The organism is Bacteroides sp. D55t1_190419_B8 (assembly GCF_015558905.1).
GTDB classification, from domain to species: domain Bacteria; phylum Bacteroidota; class Bacteroidia; order Bacteroidales; family Bacteroidaceae; genus Bacteroides; species Bacteroides vicugnae.
In genome coordinates this window covers 1-19,698 of record NZ_JADMOU010000036.1, presented here as the reverse complement: position 1 = coordinate 19,698, position 19,698 = coordinate 1, and the positions used below count along the sequence as shown (strand labels likewise).

The window sequence follows — 19,698 nt, the reverse complement described above, 5'->3', positions numbered from 1 at the left end:
CGCCCTTATATGAATCTTCTTTTGAATAGTTGCTTTATTTAGCGAAACTAACCGCACGTGTTTCACGAATGACGGTAATCTTCACTTGTCCCGGATAAGTCATTTCATCCTGGATCTTCTTAGCGATTTCGCCTGACAAGCTTTCTGTCTGCTTGTCGTCAATCTTATCCGCACCAACGATCACGCGGAGTTCGCGCCCTGCCTGGATAGCATATGTCTTTGTTACACCCGGATAAGCCATTGCCAATTGTTCGAGATCGTTCAGACGCTTGATGTAAGCCTCTACGATTTCGCGACGTGCACCCGGACGTGCACCGGAGATGGCGTCACATACCTGTACGATAGGAGCCAGTAAGCTGGTCATTTCCGTCTCGTCGTGGTGAGCACCGATAGCGTTGCAGATATCCGGTTTTTCTTTGTATTTCTCGGCAAGTTTCATACCCAGCAATGCGTGCGGCAATTCCGGTTCTTCATCAGGCACTTTACCGATATCATGCAGCAAACCTGCACGTTTCGCTTTCTTCGGGTTCAATCCCAGTTCAGATGCCATCACAGCACAAAGATTGGCTGTTTCACGTGCATGCTGCAATAGGTTCTGACCATAAGAAGAACGATATTTCATCTTACCGATGATACGGATCAATTCAGGATGCAGACCGTGGATACCCAAGTCGATGGTTGTGCGTTTACCGGTTTCGATAATTTCTTCTTCCACCTGTTTGCGAACTTTAGCTACCACTTCCTCGATACGGGCCGGATGGATACGTCCGTCGGTCACAAGCTGATGCAGTGCCAAGCGGGCAATTTCACGGCGAACCGGGTCGAAAGCAGAAAGAACGATTGCTTCCGGAGTGTCGTCAACAACGATTTCAACGCCGGTAGCAGCTTCCAAAGCACGGATATTACGTCCTTCACGTCCGATAATACGTCCTTTGATTTCATCTGATTCAATATGGAATACCGTAACAGAGTTTTCGATGGCAGTTTCCGTAGCTACCCGTTGGATAGACTGGATAACGATCCGTTTCGCTTCTTTGCTGGCAGTTAACTTGGCATCATCCATAATGTCGTTGATGAATGATTGTGCTTGCGTTTTAGCTTCTTCTTTCAGTGATTCTACCAAACGTTCTTTAGCTTCCTCGGCAGACAATCCGGAGATTGCTTCCAGTTTCTCGATTTCCTGTTGTTGCAGTCTGTCGAGTTCATCTTTTTTCTTATCGACAATGACAAGTTGCGCTTCCAGATTCTCTTTTACAGCTTCGGCTTCCATCTTTTTGCGTTGGATTTCTTCCTGACGCTGGCTAAGAACCATTTCACGTTGTTTCAGTTTGTTTTCCGCCTGCTGAATCTTCTGATTCCGCAATGCTACCTCCTTTTCAAGATCTGCTTTTTTATTCAGGAATTTCTCCTTTACTTCAAGCAGCTTGTTTTTCTTAATTACTTCCGCTTCCGTCTCCGCTTCTTTCAGGACATTATCGTATTTGGATTTCAGTACATACCGGAATAGTATATATGAAAGGATTCCTCCTACGATGAAGCAGGCAATTGCTGTTGCTATTATTGCTATCATTCTACATTTAATTTAAGTATATAAATAAAAACGCACCGCCAAATATCAAAGCATATACTTTTGCTTGGATATTGTGCAGTGCGTGGTTGTTTTATCTCTTATCAGTGAATAGCCGGTCAGGATTCATTCCTCCTTAAAATAATCCTCCAGCAATTCTGTCAGTTCTTTTACCTTCTCCACATAGGGGCTGGTATCATTACGTTGCATCAATTGCAGTCTCTCTAACGAGAACTGATAGGCTACCATGGCAATAATTTTCTCCGGTTCCAGGTTCTTATAAACCTCCCGATACTTATTAAGCCTGATATTTACCTGCTTGGCGGCTTCCCGTACCATTTCTTCTTCCTCACGGTTGATGGTTAGCGGATAGTTTGAATCTGCTATCTGCAGGTTTATCTTTATTTTATCGTTCATACATCTTCTTCTTATTCATTCAACAAAGCGATGCATTTATCGACTTCACGCACTAATTTTGACAATCGCAGCTTCGTCTCTTTTACGTCGCTGCCGTTAAGGCTGATTGCCGTAGCTGTTTTTAGGTTTGTATAGCTGACTTCCAATTCATTGTATTGAGCTTGTACCTTCTCGTTTTTCAGCTTTTCATTATCGAGAAGCTTCTTCAACTCGGCATTTTCACGCTTTAGTTCATCGTGTAAATAAATCAAATGCCGGAGTTGCGTTTCAAAGGAATTCAATAACTTTTTTTCTTCTTCTGTCATCACTACACCAAAATTGTACACAAAAATACGATTAACTCTGATATTACAAAAACTTTTTATGAGAAAATGTTCTTTTTAGCCTAAATTAGCCATGAACGGAGGGGAAAGTAGAGTATTGCATAGGAAGTAAGTGCCGACTGCTTTTATAATATAAGGTATATATAAGTATGTGTTCATAATTAGTCTATATAATAATTTAGGCACGGATTACACGGATTAACGCGGTTGCTTCGCGGCAATGACAACACTAAAGACCGTGTAATCCGTGTTATCCGTGCCTGAAAAAATAGAGATTGATTGGTAATCTCTCTATTTACAGCTCAAACCGGCTCTTTTCCCAGCATTTTGAACAATTTTTGTCCTTTATTGATTTGTCATTTTCCTTCTTTGCTGATAAATACCAGTATGTTTGCGTACCGAACTGACGGGCTCAAATTATAAACATAAACATTTGTATTATCTAACCATGAAAAAGTATTATTTACTATCTCTTGTGGCAGCTTCTTTGATAGGAGCAACTTGTATTCAATGTACTTCTCCGAAACAAAAAAGTGGTGAGAATGCTCTTCCGCAGAAGAGTGAATTGTTTGCAAAATTACCGGATTGTTGTCCGACTCCGGATGGAATGGCTATCGCTCCTAATGGAGATTTGATTCTGGCCTGTCCGAATTTTGCAGATATCACGCAGCCTGCTTGTCTGATGCGCATCACTAAAAATGGCGAGATTGCGAAATGGATGGATGTTCCGGTGTTGGAAGAAACCGGCTGGGCTTCTCCGATGGGGATTGCCTTTAATGAAGAGGGTGATCTGTTTATTTGCGACAATCAGGGTTGGAGCGGAACAGAGAAAGCACAGAATAAAGGACGTGTTCTTCGTCTGAAGTTTGAAAACGACCAATTAAAGGAAACAATCACTGTGGCATCCGGTATGGAGCATCCTAACGGACTGCGTATCCGTAACGGGAAATTGTACGTCACCCAGAGTTCATTATCACAGATAAAAGATCCTTCGGGATTGTTGGTCAGCGGGGTATATTGCTTTGATATGAATGACCGTGATGTGGCAGTGACTAATACATTAGAAGATAAAAACCTTATTACCACCGTTATCACAAAGAACCCGGAAGTGCAATATGGACTGGATGGAATTGTTTTCAACGAAGCGGGCGACCTCTTTGTAGGGAACTTCGGTGATGGAGCTGTTCATCGCATAAAGATGGATGTGGAAGGGAATGTACTTAGTAATGATGTATGGGCGCAAGATACCACCCAGTTACGTACCACGGACGGAATGTGTATAGACGATAAAGGTAAAATCTGGGTAGCGGATTTCTCGGCAAATGCAGTTGCATGTATTGATAAAGACGGAAAAATTCAGCGTATTGCTCAAAGTCCTGACTGTGACGGAAGCGACGGAGGTTTGGATCAGCCGGGCGAACCTATCGTATGGAACGGACAGGTGATTGTATCTTGCTTCGACTTGGTGACCGGACCGGATAAGGTAAACACGAAACACGACAAGCCTTTCACACTGGCTAAGTTGTCTTTGGAATAAATAAACAACCCCGAACTACTATTATAAACCTAAAAAACACATTATCAATTATATGAAACAATATCTATCGACCTTTGCCGGCTCTGCTATCTGTGGCGGATTTGCATTTGGCATTTGGCCGGAACTTTGGAAGACATACGGTCTGATGGGAGGCTGGTTGGCAGCCACACTGATTATCGGCATTATGTGGTATATGAACCATTATCATGGAGCTATTCTGAATCCTCCGGGAAAAATATGGCTGGATCAGGGCTGGTGTATCGGTTCTGCCGGAATTGCCTGGGGAATTGTCCGCTTTCAAGGCGATATCACCAATTTCTTTTATGCAGTACCTACCTTAATCTGTTGTCTGATAGGAGGTGCCTTGGCAGGAATATTAGTATGGAAAATCCGTTCGTGCGATTGTGCCCGGAAGATAAATTAAGGAGGAAAGAACAATGAGCGAATGGTTACAGACTTATAATGAATTCTTCGGCATGTATCATGCCGGAATCATCACATCTATTTTCGGAGCTTTTGCCGTCACCTTTACCGTGTTGATGAGTTGGCCTAAATTAGTAAAGGACTTTGGTCCGATAGGTGGATTTATGGCGGCCGCCCTTATTATCGGTACTTTTTGGATAGTCAATCACAAACTGCCCGGATTTGGTTTTTCCACCGGACTCTTAAATGATGCTGAAGGTCTGCCGATGCAATTCAGTTTGATTCATCAGGGAAATCGCGGCAGTGCTCCCTGGGTAGATATGGGATGGGCGATTGCGATGGGCTTCATTCTGGCCGATGTACTTTGCGCACCGAAAGGCACGCGTGGGGGACTAATGAAAGAAGCATTTCCCCGTTGGCTGGTGATTATCCTGGGCGGTATCGTCGGTGGTATTTTCGTCGGACTTACCGGATACACGAATGCGGCACTCTGAATTAATTAACTGAAAAGAAGAAAGAATATATATGTATATATTAGCACATGACTTGGGTACCAGCGGTAATAAAGCAACCTTATTCGACGAATCGGGATTGTTGATTGCTTCACGTACAGCCGCATACCCTACAGATTACGCTTCCGGCAACTGGGCGGAACAGAATCCGTTCCATTGGTGGAAAGCGATTGTAGATACCACGCAGGCACTTCTCCAACTGGTATCTCCCAATGATATTGCCGGTGTGGCACTTAGCGGACAAATGATGGGTTGTCTTTGTGTGGATAAAAACGGTCACCCGCTTCGTCCTCATATGCTTTATTGCGACCAGCGTTCGCAGGAAGAAGAGACTATTCTTTCCGAAAAGATAGACCCGCTTCATTTCTATGAAATCACGGGACACCGGATCAGCGCTTCCTATTCTATTGAGAAACTGATGTGGGTAAAGAAGCACGAACCGGAAATCTTTGCACAGACAGCCAAGATATTGAATGCCAAGGATTATATCAACTTCCGCCTCTGCGGCACTCTAGCCACAGATCCCTCGGATGCTTCGGGTACCAATGCATACGACCTGAACCGTTGGCAATGGAGTGAAGAAATCATAGAAGCTGCCGGACTCGATCTTTCCTTATTCCCGGAAGTCCGTTCGTCTATTGACGTGATCGGTGAAGTGACCAACGAAGCTGCCCGTGAAACAGGACTGCTTGCCGGAACACCCGTAATCTGTGGTGGAGGCGATGGTAGTTGTGCCGGAGTAGGCGTCGGCTGTGTGGCTCCGGGTAGCGCATACAACTATCTGGGGTCTTCCTCTTGGGTAGCTCTGACAGTAGAAAAGCCGATTGTAGACGAACAACGCCGCACCATGAATTGGGCGCACGTAGTGCCGGGCATGCTGCATCCGTCGGGAACGATGCAGGCGGCAGGCTCTTCCTACAACTGGATGATTAACCAACTCTGCCAGCACGAGCAGGCATTGGCTGCTCAACTCGGACGTAGCGTGTTCGAACTGATTGACGAACAGATCCTTTCCTCTCCGATAGGAGCCAATAAACTCCTATTCTTACCTTATATGCTTGGTGAACGTACTCCCCGTTGGAATGTAGATGCCAAAGGAGCATTTATCGGTCTGACGCTGGGGCATACACATGGTGATATGCTACGTGCTGTGATGGAGGGAATTACTCTCAATTTGGGATTTATCGTCAATATCTTCCGCAAACACGTTCCCATCGACCAGGTGACGGTGATTGGAGGATGTGCGCAAAACCCTGTATGGCGTCAGATGATGGCAGACATTTATCAGGCGGAAATCCGTGTACCTAATTATCTGGAAGAGGCTACTTCGATGGGAGCAGCTATTCTGGCAGGTATCGGTGCGGGAGTCTTTAAAGACTTCTCTGTGATAGACCGCTTTGTCCGTATTGAACAGACCGTGCAGCCGATTCAGGAAAACGTGAAGAAGTATGAGACTTGGATGCCTGTTTTTGATAAAGCTTATCACGCCTTGTGCGATATGTATACTGAAATTGCAAAAACTGAATTATAATCTGTATAAAACCTAATAATCGAATGAAAACAGTAATAGTGCCGGCTCCTGGCAAAATAGAAATACGACAGGTGGAAACTCCTGTTATCAATGCTTATCAGGCATTGGTGAAAACGGAAATGGTCGCTTTGTGTAATGCGACTGACAGTAAACTGATAGCCGGAAAATTCCCCGGAGTGGATACTTATCCATTGGCTTTGGGGCATGAAAATGCCGGAATTGTAGTGGCTGTCGGTGAAAAAGTACGTAACTTTAAGGTAGGCGACCGTGCTATTGGCGGTCTTATTTCCGATTTTGGCGCGCAAGGTATCAATAGCGGCTGGGGTGGTTTCAGCGAATATGTGGTAGTGAACGACTTTGAGGTACTGAAAGAAGAGGGACTGGCTACCCCCGAACAGGGATGCTGGGACAGTTTTGAGATTCAGAACACAGTTCCTTCTCATGTGCAACCGGAAGAAGCGGTCATTTCTTGTACCTGGCGCGAAGTGTTGGGAGCTTTCAAGGATTTCAATCTGACTCCGGGGAAAAAGGTGATTGTAGTAGGCTCCGGTCCTGTAGGATTGAGCTTTGTGAAGTTGGGTAAATTGTTCGGTCTGGGACAGATTGACATTGTCGATATGCTTCCCGCTAAACTGGAAGTAGCCCGCCGGATGGGAGCAGACAACGGATATACACCCGCCGAAATCAGTACTCCGGAATTTATTGCTGCGGCTAATCGCTCTTATGATGCTGTCATTGATGCGGTAGGACTGGATGTAGTCGTAAATTCCGTATTACCATTGGTGAAGATGGGTGGAGATGTGTGTGTCTATGGCGTTATGACTAAGAATCCAACTTTCGACTTATCGAAAGCTCCTTATAACTTCGACCTGCACATGCATCAATGGCCTACCCGTTCCGAAGAAAAGGCGGCAATGACCACATTGGCACAATGGATTGAAGAGGGCAGACTTTCTGCATCCGACTTTATCACGCATCGCTTTGCGATAGAAGAAATAGAAGAAGCCTTTGTTGCCGTGAAGCGGGGTGAAGTATTGAAATGCGTATTGATTTTTTAAGAAACTGTATATTTATAATAACTTATTAAACGACTCAAAATAATGGAAAAGAAGAATATAAACGAAGTGATTGCAGAATTATCAGTAGAGCAGTTGGCAGGTATGATCGACCATACATTTCTGAAACCTTTCGGTGATGCATCACCTATTGAGAAACTTTGTGCGGAAGCCCGTCAGTATCAGTTTGCAATGGTAGCCATCAATCCTGCGGAAGTAGAAATTTGTGTGAAGTTGCTTGAAGGATCGGGAGTGCGTGTAGGAGCCGCTATCGGTTTTCCGTTGGGACAGAATACAGTGGAGTGCAAAGCATTTGAAACCCGTGATGCCATTGCCAAAGGTGCTACTGAAATAGATACAGTCATTAATGTTCGTGCTTTACAGAAAGGACAGACTGAAATTGTAAAGAAAGAGATTGAAGACATGGTTTCTATCTGCAAACCTGCCGGTGTGATCTGTAAAGTCATTCTTGAAACTTGTTATCTGACGGATGAAGAGAAAGAAACCGTATGTCGTATAGCTAAAGAAGCCGGAGTGGATTTTGTGAAAACCTCTACCGGATTTGGTACGGCAGGAGCAACGGTGCAGGATGTAGCATTGATGCGTCGTGTGGTAGGACCTACTATCGGAGTGAAAGCAGCAGGTGGTATTCGCGATCTGGATTCTGCGTTGGCATTGATTCAGGCGGGCGCTACCCGTATCGGTACATCAAGCGGTATTCAGATTATAGAATCCTATAAGGAACTGAAGAAAGGTTTGTAATCGTCCTCTTTTCAGGAAGGTAAATTTAAGGTAAATAAGAAGATAAAATGATAAGATCGAAATTAATGAAGCTGTTGAAGTGTGGGATGGCATGCTGTGTGTTCCTCTCCATCGTAGCATGGCAGACGAAAGACACTTCCCCTCAGCCTACCGACGCGAAAGGTTTTATCGTCGAGATTCAGAAGAAATACGCGGAAATTCAGGCGATAAAACAGAAAGGTAATCAGGAAGAAACAGAAAACAAGATAAAAGCCGTGCACCGGAGATTGAGGCGTGCCTATCCGGTCTATTACGATTGGTGGCTACAGGATGGAACAACGGGTGATGTAGACTGGTTTAACAAGAGTTTTAATCAGGAACTTTCCGTGCGTTTACAGAAGCTGAACATCAAAGCTGCCGTGATTAATACACCGGAAAGCATCGAATCGGCTTTCCTGTCTTATCTGAAAGCGTGTGAACAAAGACGTATCAAGCGTTTGGAAGCCTTCACTGCAGATAAACCGGAGATTGTTTTTACAAAGTACAGAACGTTGCGTCCCTCTTTCTTTGCTTATACCGAAGGAGTGTCGGATGCCCGTGCTGAATGCAACTACATTGCGGGCGGTGCGTTGGCGAAATTGAAGATGAATGGAATTTGGGCGGAAGTAGAAACCATGCTGACAGATGAAGAAGGAGTAGTGCGTGATCCGAATCTTCATTTTGATGGTCAGCATCTGCTTTTCTCCTGGAAGAAATCCCGCAAGGAAGACGACTTCCATCTGTATGAAATGGATTTAAAGACACGGGAAATCAAACAGTTGACTTTCGGAAAAGGACATGCCGACATTGAAGGCATTTACTTGCCGGATGACAATATCCTGTTCAACTCTACCCGTTGCGGAAGTACGGTAGACTGCTGGTTTACGGAAGTCAGCAATATGTATCTCTGCGACAGGGAGGGGCGTTATATGCGTCAGGTCGGTTTCGACCAGGTGCATACGGTAACACCGACTTTGTTGGATGATGGTCGGGTGGTCTATACTCGCTGGGATTACAATGACCGCGGCCAGATATGGGCGCAGCCTTTGTTCCAAATGAATCCCGATGGAACAGGACAGGCTGAATATTACGGAATGAATAGCTGGTTTCCGACAACGGTGGCACAGATTCGTCAGATTCCCGGTACTCGTAAGTTGATGGGAGTTTTTATGGGTCACCATACTCCTCAACATGGCAAACTGGGTATCATAGATCCTGAAGCCGGACGTGATGAGAATGAAGGTGTTATGTTCGTAGCTCCGGTACATAAGCCGGAACCGGAACGTATTGACGGTTATGGAAAGTTTACCGATCAGTTCCAGCATCCTTTTCCATTGAGCGAGACGGAATTTTTAATATCGTATACTCCGTTGGGTTATTACGTCGGACATCCGATGGAATTTGGTGTTTATTGGATGAATGCGGACGGAGAACGTGAATTACTCGTATCCGACGCACGCATATCCTGCAACCAGCCTGTGTTGGTCGCTCCCCGTAAACGTCCGTTCCGCCGTTCATCTTCGGTAGATTATACAAAGAATGAAGGCGTATATTATATGCAGAATATCTACGAGGGTAATGGATTGAAAGGTGTGAAACCAGGAACTATCAAACAGTTGCGTGTGGTGGAAATCCAGTTCCGTGCAGCAGGTGTAGGTGAAGTGAACGGTAATGATAAAGGTGGAGGAGCTATCATGAGTTCTCCGGTAGGAGTGGGCAATGCCGCCTGGGATGTGAAGAGAGTGTTGGGAGTGACGGAAGTATATCCTGACGGTTCCGCATTCTTTAAAGTTCCTGCACGCCGGCCGCTTTATTTCCAGGCATTGGACGAAAACGGGCGTGTAGTGCAAACAATGCGTAGTTGGTCTACTTTGCAGCCGAACGAAGTGCAGAGTTGTGTAGGATGCCACGAACATAAGAACACGGTTCCCGTAGCAGGGCATCCGGTATCTATGGCAATGGACAAAGGTGTCAAAGTATTGGCTCCGGAAGATGAGATGGGCGAACGCAATTTCAGTTACCTGAAAGAAATTCAACCTATCTGGGACAGACATTGTATCTCTTGTCACGATGGAGTGAAGCAACCGATGAGCCTGAAAGGTGAATTGAAGGTAATGGATAAACAAAGTAAAAGAAAATATACCGATTCTTATTTGAACCTGACGCATGCCACTAAGAAAAAAGACGAAGGAGCATGGCGAGGCAACGCACACCATCCGGAAGTAAACTGGATCAGCGCTTTGTCCGAACCTACGCTGTTGCCTCCTTATTTTGCAGGTTCCAACAAGAGCAATCTGATTAAACGTCTGGAAAGCGGACATGGAGGAACCAAACTGACTCCGCAGGAAATACGAAAAGTAGCTCTCTGGATTGACTTGCTTGTGCCCTTTATCGGAGACTACCGTGAAGCGAACAACTGGTCGCAAAAGGATCTCGACTTCTATAACTATTATGATAAGAAGCGGGAAGCAGCCCGTGCGGAAGATCAGGAGAATATTCGTCAATACATTCAATCCCTTCAAACTAAACAAGAGAAAAAATGAAAAAGAAGATATTGATACCTGTTGGTATGGCTGCCATATTTCTTTGTGCGTCTTGGCAAGAAGCGGAAACGACGGTTTCACCGGACCGTTTGTTTCTGGCAGACAATGGGAAATCCTTGTTTGTAACAAACAGGGCAGGTTGTGAACTCATCAAGATGTCGTCCGACGGACAGAAAATGGAAAAGAAAGTCTCTTTCTCGTCTCCTGTCAATGCCATGACGCAGGATGCGAATGGTAAACTCTGGGTAGTATGTGACGGAAACTACGGCACCATGTACGAACTGGATGGAAAGAAACTCTCCGTACAATCCAAAACAAAAAGCGGAGCTACTCCTTCGGACATTCTATATAATCCGTTGTCTAAATCTCTTTGGGTGACGCAGCGGTTCAACAACGAACTTTGGGAGATTGATCCGGCCACCCGTAAGGTGAAAACTAAAATAGCTGTCGGCCGCGAACCGGTGTCGATGGCTGCTTTTGCAGGTGATTCCTGTCTGCTGATAGCCAATAATCTGCCGGAAATGCCTTCTACGGCTTATCCGATTGCAGTACAGCTCGATATGGTAGATGTGCTTTCGAAAAAGGTTTCGGGACGTGTTATGTTGCCGAACGGTTCTACGGATGTGAAGTCGGTAGCGGTGGATAAGAATCATACTTTTGCGTATGTCACTCATTTAATCTCCCGCTATCAGTTGCCTACCAATCAGCTGGATAGAGGATGGATGGCTACAAATACATTATCCATCATTGATTTGAAGGCAAGAAAGTGGCTCACTTCCGTCATCTTGGACACTCCACAGAAAGGAGCAGCCAATCCGTGGTCGGTAATTGTTACCCCGGATGATAAGCAGATCATAGTAGCTGCTGCCGGTAGTCAGGAATTGGTGCGTATCGATCGCATTGCTTTGCATGAACGTCTTGGGAAAGCGAAACAAGGGGAAATGGTTACTCCTTCCATGAAAGCGTGGGGCAATATACCTAATGATGCGGGATTCTTGTATGGCATCCGTGACTTCATTCCTACACAGGGAAAAGGGCCGCGTTCGGTCGTAGCTACGGGAGGTAAAATTTATACTGCCAACTATTATACGTCGGAATTGGTGTCTATGGATTTGAACGGTAAGAATGTGCAGAAGCAGATTCTGGGTACTCCATTGGCATTCACTAAAGTTGGTAAGGGAGATATGTACTTCCATGATGCAACCATTTGTTTCCAGAACTGGCAAAGTTGTGCAACCTGTCATCCGAATGATGCACGCATGGACGGGCTTAACTGGGACTTGCTGAATGATGGCATGGGTAATCCGAAGAATACGAAAACACTCTTGCTTTCCCATCAGACTCCGCCTTGTATGGCGACCGGTATTCGTAAAAATGCCGAAGTAGCCGTTCGTTCGGGAGTGAAATATATCCTGTTTATGGAGGGAAATGATGAGATCTACGAATCTATCGACGAATATCTGAAATCTCTGAAGCCTCTGCCAAGCCCTTATCTTGAGAATGGTAAACTTTCTGCGAAAGCGAAAAGAGGAAAGAAGATATTTGGAGAAAACTGTGCGAGTTGCCACTCCGGAGAATACTATACGGATCTGAAGCAGTATAAAGTGGATTGGACTACCGGATCTGATAAAGGACTGGCTATGGACGTTCCTGCTCTGAACGAATGTTGGCGTACGGCTCCTTATCTGTATGACGGTCGTAGCTATTCGATGAAAGATATGTTAAAGGTACACGGACCTCATAAGCCTGTTTCTGATAAAGAACTGGAAGAGTTGGAGGAATACGTACTGTCTTTGTAGTGAACTTCATTGATGATTTTAGGCACGGATTACACGGATTTCACGGTTTAAAAGCTGTACTATCATTGGATTCAGAAAATAAAATCCGCGTAATCCGTGTAATCCGTGCCTGAAAAATCTTTTATATAAAACTATTTTTGAATTTATATTTATGACAAGAATATATGTTGTGATTCTGACATTTCTGTTCTCTGCATCCCTGTTGGCACAGACCCGGACGTTTGCAGGAACAGATTATTCACAGGGAATCGTCTTTGTGATGGAAAACAATCAGATTGTATGGCAGCACAAAGCTCCCGATTCTAATGATTTATGGGTATTGCCTAATGGCAATATCCTTTTCACCACTGGGCACGGGGTACTCGAAATGACCCGTCAGAACGATACAATCTTCCATTACGAGTCTAAAAGTCCGGTTTTTGCCTGTCAGCGGTTGAAGAACGGCAATACGTTTGTGGGCGAATGTACCACGGGACGTATGCTGGAAATCTCTCCTAAAGGTAAGATTGTGAAAGAAGTCTGCATCCTGCCGGAGGGAGTGAAAGAGAAAGGTTTTGCGTTTATGCGTAATGCACGTCGCTTGGATAACGGGCATTTTCTGGTAGCACATTACGGACCGCAATGTGTGACGGAATATGACACGAACGGCAAAGAGGTGTGGAAACTGGATGTTCCCGGCGGACCGCATTCTCTGACTCGTCTGCCCAACGGACATACGCTGATTGCCGTAGCAGATAAAGACCAGAATCCGAGAATTATCGAAGTAACGGCAGATGGAAAGACTGTTTGGGAATTATCGAATGCGGATATTCCCGGAAAACCGTTGAAGTTTCTGGGAGGTTTTCAGTATTTTTCTGACGGACGCATCCTGATAACGAACTGGACGGGACATGTGAATCCGAAAGAGAAAGTACACATGTTGTTGGTAGACCGTCAAAAGAAAGTGCTTTATTCTTTGGAGAATACTCCGGGGCTGAAGACGATGTCATCTGTCTATAGCATGGACGTTCCGGCAGGTGTTACCTCCTATCATTAATAAGTATCGTTCATCAGAAAAAACATTGAAATTTGCAGTATGAAGTATCATCGAATCACATGTAATTTGTATAAAACGACAGGAAACAGTTGGGAACAGATGGCGGAGGAATTACTTTCATCCGCTGTCCGCGAAGAGAGGGTGCTCCGTCTTGTACTCTTTACACGCTGTACGGATAATCAGGAATACAAGTTTCAGCGTTCCTTTCTGGAACAATGGGTGGAGCGGCATTTCGTTTCTCCCCGTCCGGTGGTTTCGCTGGTGGCTCAAAAGCCTTTGGTAGCAGACTTGGTATTGGAGGTACATTCGTTGGTGGAAATTACGGATGAGGCAGTCACCATAGAGGAACAAATCACTTCTTCCTCTGTCCGCTACCTGCGGATCATGACTCCTCACTATCGGGAAATAATAGTAGGGGGACTTTACGCAGATGATTTGAATCTTCCTGTTCGCGAACAATCGGAACAGGCTTTCAGAAAGGCAGAAGAAATCTTAAAGGCGGAACAGATGAATTTCGGCGACATTGTCCGTCAGTGGAATTATCTGGAAAATATCACGGATATTGCACATGGCAATCAGTGTTATCAGGATTTCAATGATGTGCGTACCCTGTTCTATGCTTCTTCGGAGTGGGAATCAGGTTATCCGGCGGCAACGGGGATTGGCACACAGCATGGCGGCGTTCTGATTGATTTCAATGCTGTCAGTGGAGAAGTGGATATTGCTCCTTTAGATAACGACTGGCAACGGGCTGCTCATGTCTATTCGGATGAGGTGTTGATTAGCCATCGGGCGGATGGGAAGAAGGGAACTCCTAAATTTGAAAGAGGAAAGTCGCTGTCCGACCGTCGGCAGGAGGTGATTTATATTTCCGGCACAGCTGCTATCCGTGGCGAGGAAAGTGTAACGACCGGAGATGTTCTCTCTCAAACGGAAATCACTCTTGAAAATATCCAGCATTTGATTGGCTTGGAAGAGGGTAGGGAGAAACTACCGGAACATTCCGGTAAGTTGGGGCTTCTTCGTGTATATCTCAAGAATGAAGAGGATGCGTCAGCTGTGAAAGCAGACTTGGATAAACTCTGTCCGGACATTCCTATCGTATATCTTTATGCGGATGTATGCAGAGAGGAATTGCTGGTAGAAATTGAAGGAATTGCTTATCTATAAAAGCCTCATTTATAAAAGCATTGTTTATTATAAAAGAAAAACAGATGAAATTGATTCGACTGATCGCTTCACCGGTATTGATGTACATATTAGCGGGACTTTATGCCCTGATATTGGCGGTAGCCACTTTAGTGGAAAACTCTTATGGTCCTGCCGTTGCCCGTGAATCTTTTTATTATGCCCCCTGGTTTATACTGTTGCAGTTGTTGCAGGCAGCTAATTTATTGGCTATGTTCCTTCAGGGAAGCTATTTTAAGAGAATTAGTAAAGGCGGTCTGATTTTTCATGGAGCTTTTCTTTTTATCTGGTTGGGGGCTGCTGTCACTCACTATGTAGGAGTGACGGGTATCATGCATATCCGTGAAGGGGAAACGGCAAATAGCATGATGAAAGAGGAAGGAACAGGGATGGAAAATGCTTCCCTGCCTTTCTCTGTAACTCTGGAAGATTTCCGGTTGCAGCGTTATCCGGGTTCCCATAGTCCGATGTCTTATGAAAGTGACCTGGTGATTAAGAGAGAAAATGAATCTCCTTTACAGGCAACCATACGAATGAATAAAGTGGTTGATGTGGATGGTTACCGTCTGTTTCAGTCTTCATTCGATTCTGACGAACAAGGCACTGTGTTATCTGTGAGCTATGACCGTCCCGGTATGCAGCTTACATATACGGGATATTTCCTTTTACTGGTAGGTTTTGTCTTGACATTGTTCAGTAAGAAATCCCGTTTCGGGCGGTTGCGTAAAGAATTGGGAGAAATGAAAAAGAATACCCCTTTCTGCTTATTGCTCTTTCTGACTGTATCCGGTATCTTCAATATGCAGGCATTGTCTGCACAACAACCGGTTGCCTCTTCACAACAATCTCTCCTCGTTTCGCAATTACCTTGTGTTTCTTCCTCACATGCCGAAAAGTTTGGCAGTCTGGTGGTGCTTAACCCTAACGGACGTCTCGAACCCGTCAACAGTTACACATCTGCCATTTTACGCAAATTGTATGGAGCCGATAAACTGAATGGCATTAATTCAGATCAATTCTTTTTGAATCTACTTTCTTTTCCCGATGAATGGGGAGCTTTTCCTTTTATCAAAGTTGATAATAAAGAACTTCTTCAACGCTTCGGCAGAGATGGCAAATACATCGCCTGGCAAGATGTATTTAATGCAGACGGTAACTATATCCTGACGAATGAACTGAACACAATTTACGCTAAACCGGCTACGGAGCGCAAACGATTGGACTCGGATTTATTAAAACTGGATGAATCGGTAAACATCGTATATCGCATCATGCAACACCAATTGTTACCGCTTTTTCCGGATGGAAACGATTTGCAGGGAAAATGGTATTCACCGGGTGATGACTTGAGCGCTTTTCATGGGAAAGATTCTCTATTTGTAACTAAAATCATGGACTGGTATATCTATGAGCTAGGAAATGGAGTTCGTTCCAACAACTGGAAGGAAGCAGACAAAGTAGTTGAAATGATGAATGTCTACCAACAAGCAAAGGCTAAAGTCCCCGCTATTGACAACCGGAAAGTGAAAGCCGAACTTCTCTATAATCAATTGGATTTATTTTTCTGGTGTCGTCTGGCTTACTTGATTTTGGGTGGTATCCTACTTTTCATTGCCTGCGGAGAGATTATTGCGGACTTTAAATGGGGAAGAAAAATTAGCAGTATTCTGATTGCTCTTCTGACAATCGCTTTTCTCACACATACGGCAGGTGTCTTGTTACGTTGGTATATTTGCGGACATGCCCCTTGGGCGAATGCTTACGAGTCGATGATATGTACTTCCTGGATGCTGGTAGGTAGCGGACTCCTGTTTGCCCGCCGATTCCGTATTCTTCCCGCATTGGCAGGACTATTGGGCGGAATCATGCTTTTTGTAGCAGGCCTTAATCACCTGAATCCGGAAATCACTCCTTTAGTCCCGGTACTTCAATCTTATTGGCTGATGTCTCATGTCGCTATCATTATGATCGGTTACGTCTTTTTTGCTCTTTGTGCGCTGACAGGGTTGTTTAATCTTGTATTGATGAGTTTACTTTCCGCCACCAACCGGGTGAAACTCTTGTTCCGCATCCGTGAACTGACGCTACTGAATGAAATGGCAATGATTCTCGGTCTGTTCTTTATGACTGCCGGAACATTTCTTGGAGCTATCTGGGCCAATGTCTCCTGGGGCAGATATTGGGGATGGGACCCTAAAGAAACCTGGGCATTGATTTCAATCGTTGTCTATGCATTGGTGCTTCATATCCGCTTTATTCCTCTCCTGAAAGGAAAGACTACCTGGTGTTTTAATCTGCTTTCCGTTGTTGCCGTCCTTTCGGTTATAATGACTTGGTTTGGGGTGAACTACTATTTGAGCGGTCTGCATTCTTATGGAAAAACCGAAGGAGGAGATTTCTTGTTGTGGATATGGGGATTGGGTGTATGCCTCGTACTTGTTCTGGCGTTGTTTGCCCGCAGACGTTTAAAGAAACTCTCTGCCACATTTTCGTCTTTCTTTTAAGTATTATACGGGGAGAAACAAAAATGTGGCAGATCATATAATCAATGACTTATCTCTGAAAATAGCCGAAAATAAGAGAAGTTTACAGGAAACATATACGGAGTTTCTGCTTTTTTCGGAAGGAAAACTGCATTTTATTGCCAATTATTTGAATTTCAGTATTTTGATTGTTCTATTGTCGTGTTTCCATCCTTTTTCTATTTCTGCATATTGTTCCAGTTCTTTGGTTGTGATCCCTCGTCCCGTATTCAGTCCCATCTTTTTATATACTTGTTTCAGCATACTTTTCACTTCCTGAACGGAAAGCTCCGAACCTATGGGAAAAGTACGTTGGATAGAGCTACGCATCTGCCCTGATTGTTTAATCGTATGCTCACTGCTTACATTCAATGCAGTCCGTAATTTATTCTCATTATAGTCAGATTCACGAATGAAATCTCCTCCAAATCGGCAGAAACAATCGTATATATACCTGTCATTGGTCGTAGTAAGCAGATTTCCCAGCATACGTTGGTAGCGTTTTTGTACTTTCTTGTCAGTAGTGCGGCTCATCTTCTCCATTTCTTCCAGCTTACGGACGATCAACTCTGCCCGTTTCTTTTTTGCCAGGCGATGCTGGATTGCCATACGTTCATTATCCGAAACCGGCATGAGACGTTCCTCATGAGAGAATATAAAATAATCAGTCTGTTGATAGGCACTGCAAAGCAGATCGGTGGACGTGTATAGTCGCTTCACTTGCTCTTTCTCATATAAATTTGCTATTAGAAACGGATCAGGTTTTCCATTCGCATCCAGATAGGGGAGATATGAATTTTCTCCGATAGCTTCCTGCAACAGAGTACATTCACCAATATTGGAGGTTTGTGCCAGTTGAGTTTTCCATCCGTTGAAGATATGGGAAGCGCCTTGTATCCAATTATCAATTTCATTGGTTGACATACATTCCAGATCCGGGCGGATGGAAGCGATATGTGTCACGGTATTTACTCCTCCTCGGAATCGTCCGATGATTTGAATGGCTTCGGTAGTAGGATCGATAACCGATTGGGTTGCGCCATGCAAATCACTGATGAGAATCACATGTGGCGGGTTTTTACATATGATATCCACCGCGGAGTAGAAACGTGAAGTGAAGAAGTTGTAACGTTCCAGTTCAGTAATCATCATTGATTTTTTGCGTCGGTTGCCTTTCCATAGTTTGTATTGTCCGTCTTCACTACAGAAAGTGCAGGCATTGTTCAATTCGGGAATCAATCGGTAGAAACTATCTATCGAATCAATACTGTTGCAGAAGATGCAGACCGTGCCGCGCTTCGCTTCAATCACCTCCTGCAAAGTTTCCAGAACATTGTTGGTGGTGATTAGTTTCAGCTTTTGACGATATTCGTAATCCGGCTGAATCAGTACCCGCATGAAACTGTCGAAGCGATTGTCTTTTTCGGGTACGATGGGAGTGGCCGAAATCAATGCCTTATGCTGAAAATGGAAAAAATCATTCATCGGTTCGCGGATAGAATCACGGTAATGCACGTCCTGCACTAGCTTTTCACATTCATCAAACAAGATGAAACACTCTGTATACATATCTATATTTACAGCCAGCATGGCTTCTTTGATTTTGGTGAAGCCTTCGGGAGTAGTCAACAGTTTGTAATGTTTGTCTTGGTTCTTCTCCAGAAAGTCTGTGATTTGCCGGACGCTGACTCCTTTATAGATAGCCAATGAGTTTTTGTGTACCTTTGCTTTAGACTCAATAACAGGTACGTTGGGCTCAATAATGATAGACTTTCGGGGTGCCGTCAATTCGCAGTGTGTAGCTCCCAATCCGGGAAGGAGTTTATTAATGATACAATTGGTCGGGATGAAGTCTTTGCCGGCACGTTTCAATGCATCCGCAAAGTATTCACCTTTTCGGATGGAGTAGATTCTATCGTATTCCATGTTGTTTTAGTATTTTCGTTTGTTGTGTCTTCCCGGATTATATTTCTCGAATCCGGCTGCTGTTATCGCTTTTTTCAAACGTTTTTCAGCTTTGAATACAACATTCTTCACCTCTATGGATTCTGCACGGTGGTTTTCACCTGGTTCTTTGTCTTCGCAGAAACTGCCGTTCAGAGAAAAACTGCCGAAATCATCCAGATTGACAATATTTCCATCTTTCAGAATGGCCTCTATTCCCTCCAGTACCATACTTAGATTTTTGTATGCGTCGCCTTTGGTGATATTGTTTTTGTCAGCTAAGTATTCAACAAAAGCTTTGGTATCCAAAGTGTCCCATGATAATAGTTGTACCCGTACATTCGTTTCTTTGTCGCCGGTAAAAGTATCCGCAAAACGAGTGGTTTTATAAAGTATGCTCATAAATCTAATTTCTTTTAGATGACTATTATGTATTGCAGTTGACAGGGCAGACGCATTAAAAATCATTATCCTGTAAAAGTTTTGATAAATATTTTTCATCCCACCCAGCTTTTAGCCTT

Annotated in this window: 16 protein-coding genes; 11 read left to right on the top strand and 5 right to left on the bottom strand. The window is 44.3% G+C overall.

Going from position 1 to position 19,698, the window contains the following annotated elements:
- Window positions 1-34 precede the first annotated feature (34 nt).
- From rny to I2I13_RS21465, 3 genes are all read right to left on the bottom strand, one after another.
- A complete protein-coding gene (rny, locus tag I2I13_RS21475) occupies window positions 35-1,570 on the bottom strand; it encodes a ribonuclease Y (RefSeq protein WP_074557854.1) in 1,536 nt (511 codons plus the stop codon).
- A 123-nt stretch (window positions 1,571-1,693) separates the two neighbouring features.
- Window positions 1,694-1,984 (bottom strand): cell division protein ZapA, encoded by a 291-nt coding sequence (locus I2I13_RS21470; protein WP_074557855.1) that lies wholly within the window; start codon window positions 1,982-1,984, stop codon window positions 1,694-1,696.
- 11 nt (window positions 1,985-1,995) lie between these two features.
- Window positions 1,996-2,289, bottom strand: a complete 294-nt coding sequence (locus I2I13_RS21465) for a hypothetical protein (RefSeq protein ID WP_074557927.1) — start codon at window positions 2,287-2,289, stop codon at window positions 1,996-1,998.
- Window positions 2,290-2,755: 466 nt separating this feature from the next.
- Here I2I13_RS21465 and I2I13_RS21460 point away from each other — a divergent pair, with 466 nt between their 5' ends.
- The 11 genes from I2I13_RS21460 to ccsA all read left to right on the top strand — a co-directional run bounded on the left by I2I13_RS21460 (window position 2,756) and on the right by ccsA (window position 17,215).
- Window positions 2,756-3,844 carry an SMP-30/gluconolactonase/LRE family protein gene (locus I2I13_RS21460; RefSeq protein ID WP_195650467.1) on the top strand — a complete coding sequence of 363 codons (1,089 nt, stop codon included), beginning with the start codon at window positions 2,756-2,758 and terminating at the stop codon, window positions 3,842-3,844.
- A gap of 52 nt (window positions 3,845-3,896) precedes the next feature.
- Window positions 3,897-4,268, top strand: coding sequence for a hypothetical protein (locus I2I13_RS21455; protein WP_004325051.1), 372 nt, complete (start codon window positions 3,897-3,899; stop codon window positions 4,266-4,268).
- A gap of 13 nt (window positions 4,269-4,281) precedes the next feature.
- Entirely contained in the window at window positions 4,282-4,761 is a 480-nt protein-coding gene (locus I2I13_RS21450; protein WP_148364425.1) for a hypothetical protein, read from the top strand.
- Window positions 4,762-4,792: 31 nt separating this feature from the next.
- On the top strand, window positions 4,793-6,310 hold the full coding sequence (gene xylB, locus I2I13_RS21445; RefSeq protein WP_195650466.1) for a xylulokinase: 1,518 nt from the start codon (window positions 4,793-4,795) through the stop codon (window positions 6,308-6,310).
- Window positions 6,311-6,333: 23 nt separating this feature from the next.
- Entirely contained in the window at window positions 6,334-7,368 is a 1,035-nt protein-coding gene (locus I2I13_RS21440) for a zinc-binding dehydrogenase (RefSeq protein WP_195650465.1), read from the top strand.
- Window positions 7,369-7,410: 42 nt separating this feature from the next.
- A complete protein-coding gene (gene deoC / locus I2I13_RS21435; protein ID WP_195650464.1) occupies window positions 7,411-8,127 on the top strand; it encodes a deoxyribose-phosphate aldolase in 717 nt (238 codons plus the stop codon).
- A gap of 47 nt (window positions 8,128-8,174) precedes the next feature.
- Window positions 8,175-10,688, top strand: a complete 2,514-nt coding sequence (locus I2I13_RS21430; protein WP_195650463.1) for a hypothetical protein — start codon at window positions 8,175-8,177, stop codon at window positions 10,686-10,688.
- A complete protein-coding gene (locus I2I13_RS21425) occupies window positions 10,685-12,487 on the top strand; it encodes a c-type cytochrome (RefSeq protein WP_195650462.1) in 1,803 nt (600 codons plus the stop codon). Before I2I13_RS21430 ends, I2I13_RS21425 begins: the two co-directional genes overlap by 4 nt.
- A gap of 151 nt (window positions 12,488-12,638) precedes the next feature.
- Entirely contained in the window at window positions 12,639-13,523 is an 885-nt protein-coding gene (locus tag I2I13_RS21420; protein ID WP_148364431.1) for an aryl-sulfate sulfotransferase, read from the top strand.
- A gap of 39 nt (window positions 13,524-13,562) precedes the next feature.
- Entirely contained in the window at window positions 13,563-14,693 is a 1,131-nt protein-coding gene (locus tag I2I13_RS21415) for a PTS cellobiose transporter subunit IIC (RefSeq protein ID WP_195650461.1), read from the top strand.
- Window positions 14,694-14,737: 44 nt separating this feature from the next.
- Window positions 14,738-17,215 carry a cytochrome c biogenesis protein CcsA gene (gene ccsA / locus I2I13_RS21410; protein WP_195650460.1) on the top strand — a complete coding sequence of 826 codons (2,478 nt, stop codon included), beginning with the start codon at window positions 14,738-14,740 and terminating at the stop codon, window positions 17,213-17,215.
- A 144-nt stretch (window positions 17,216-17,359) separates the two neighbouring features.
- Here ccsA and I2I13_RS21405 read toward each other — a convergent pair whose 3' ends face one another.
- On the bottom strand, window positions 17,360-19,159 hold the full coding sequence (locus I2I13_RS21405; protein WP_195650459.1) for a hypothetical protein: 1,800 nt from the start codon (window positions 19,157-19,159) through the stop codon (window positions 17,360-17,362).
- Window positions 19,160-19,165: 6 nt separating this feature from the next.
- Entirely contained in the window at window positions 19,166-19,579 is a 414-nt protein-coding gene (locus tag I2I13_RS21400) for an HU family DNA-binding protein (protein WP_195650458.1), read from the bottom strand.
- Window positions 19,580-19,698 lie beyond the last annotated feature (119 nt).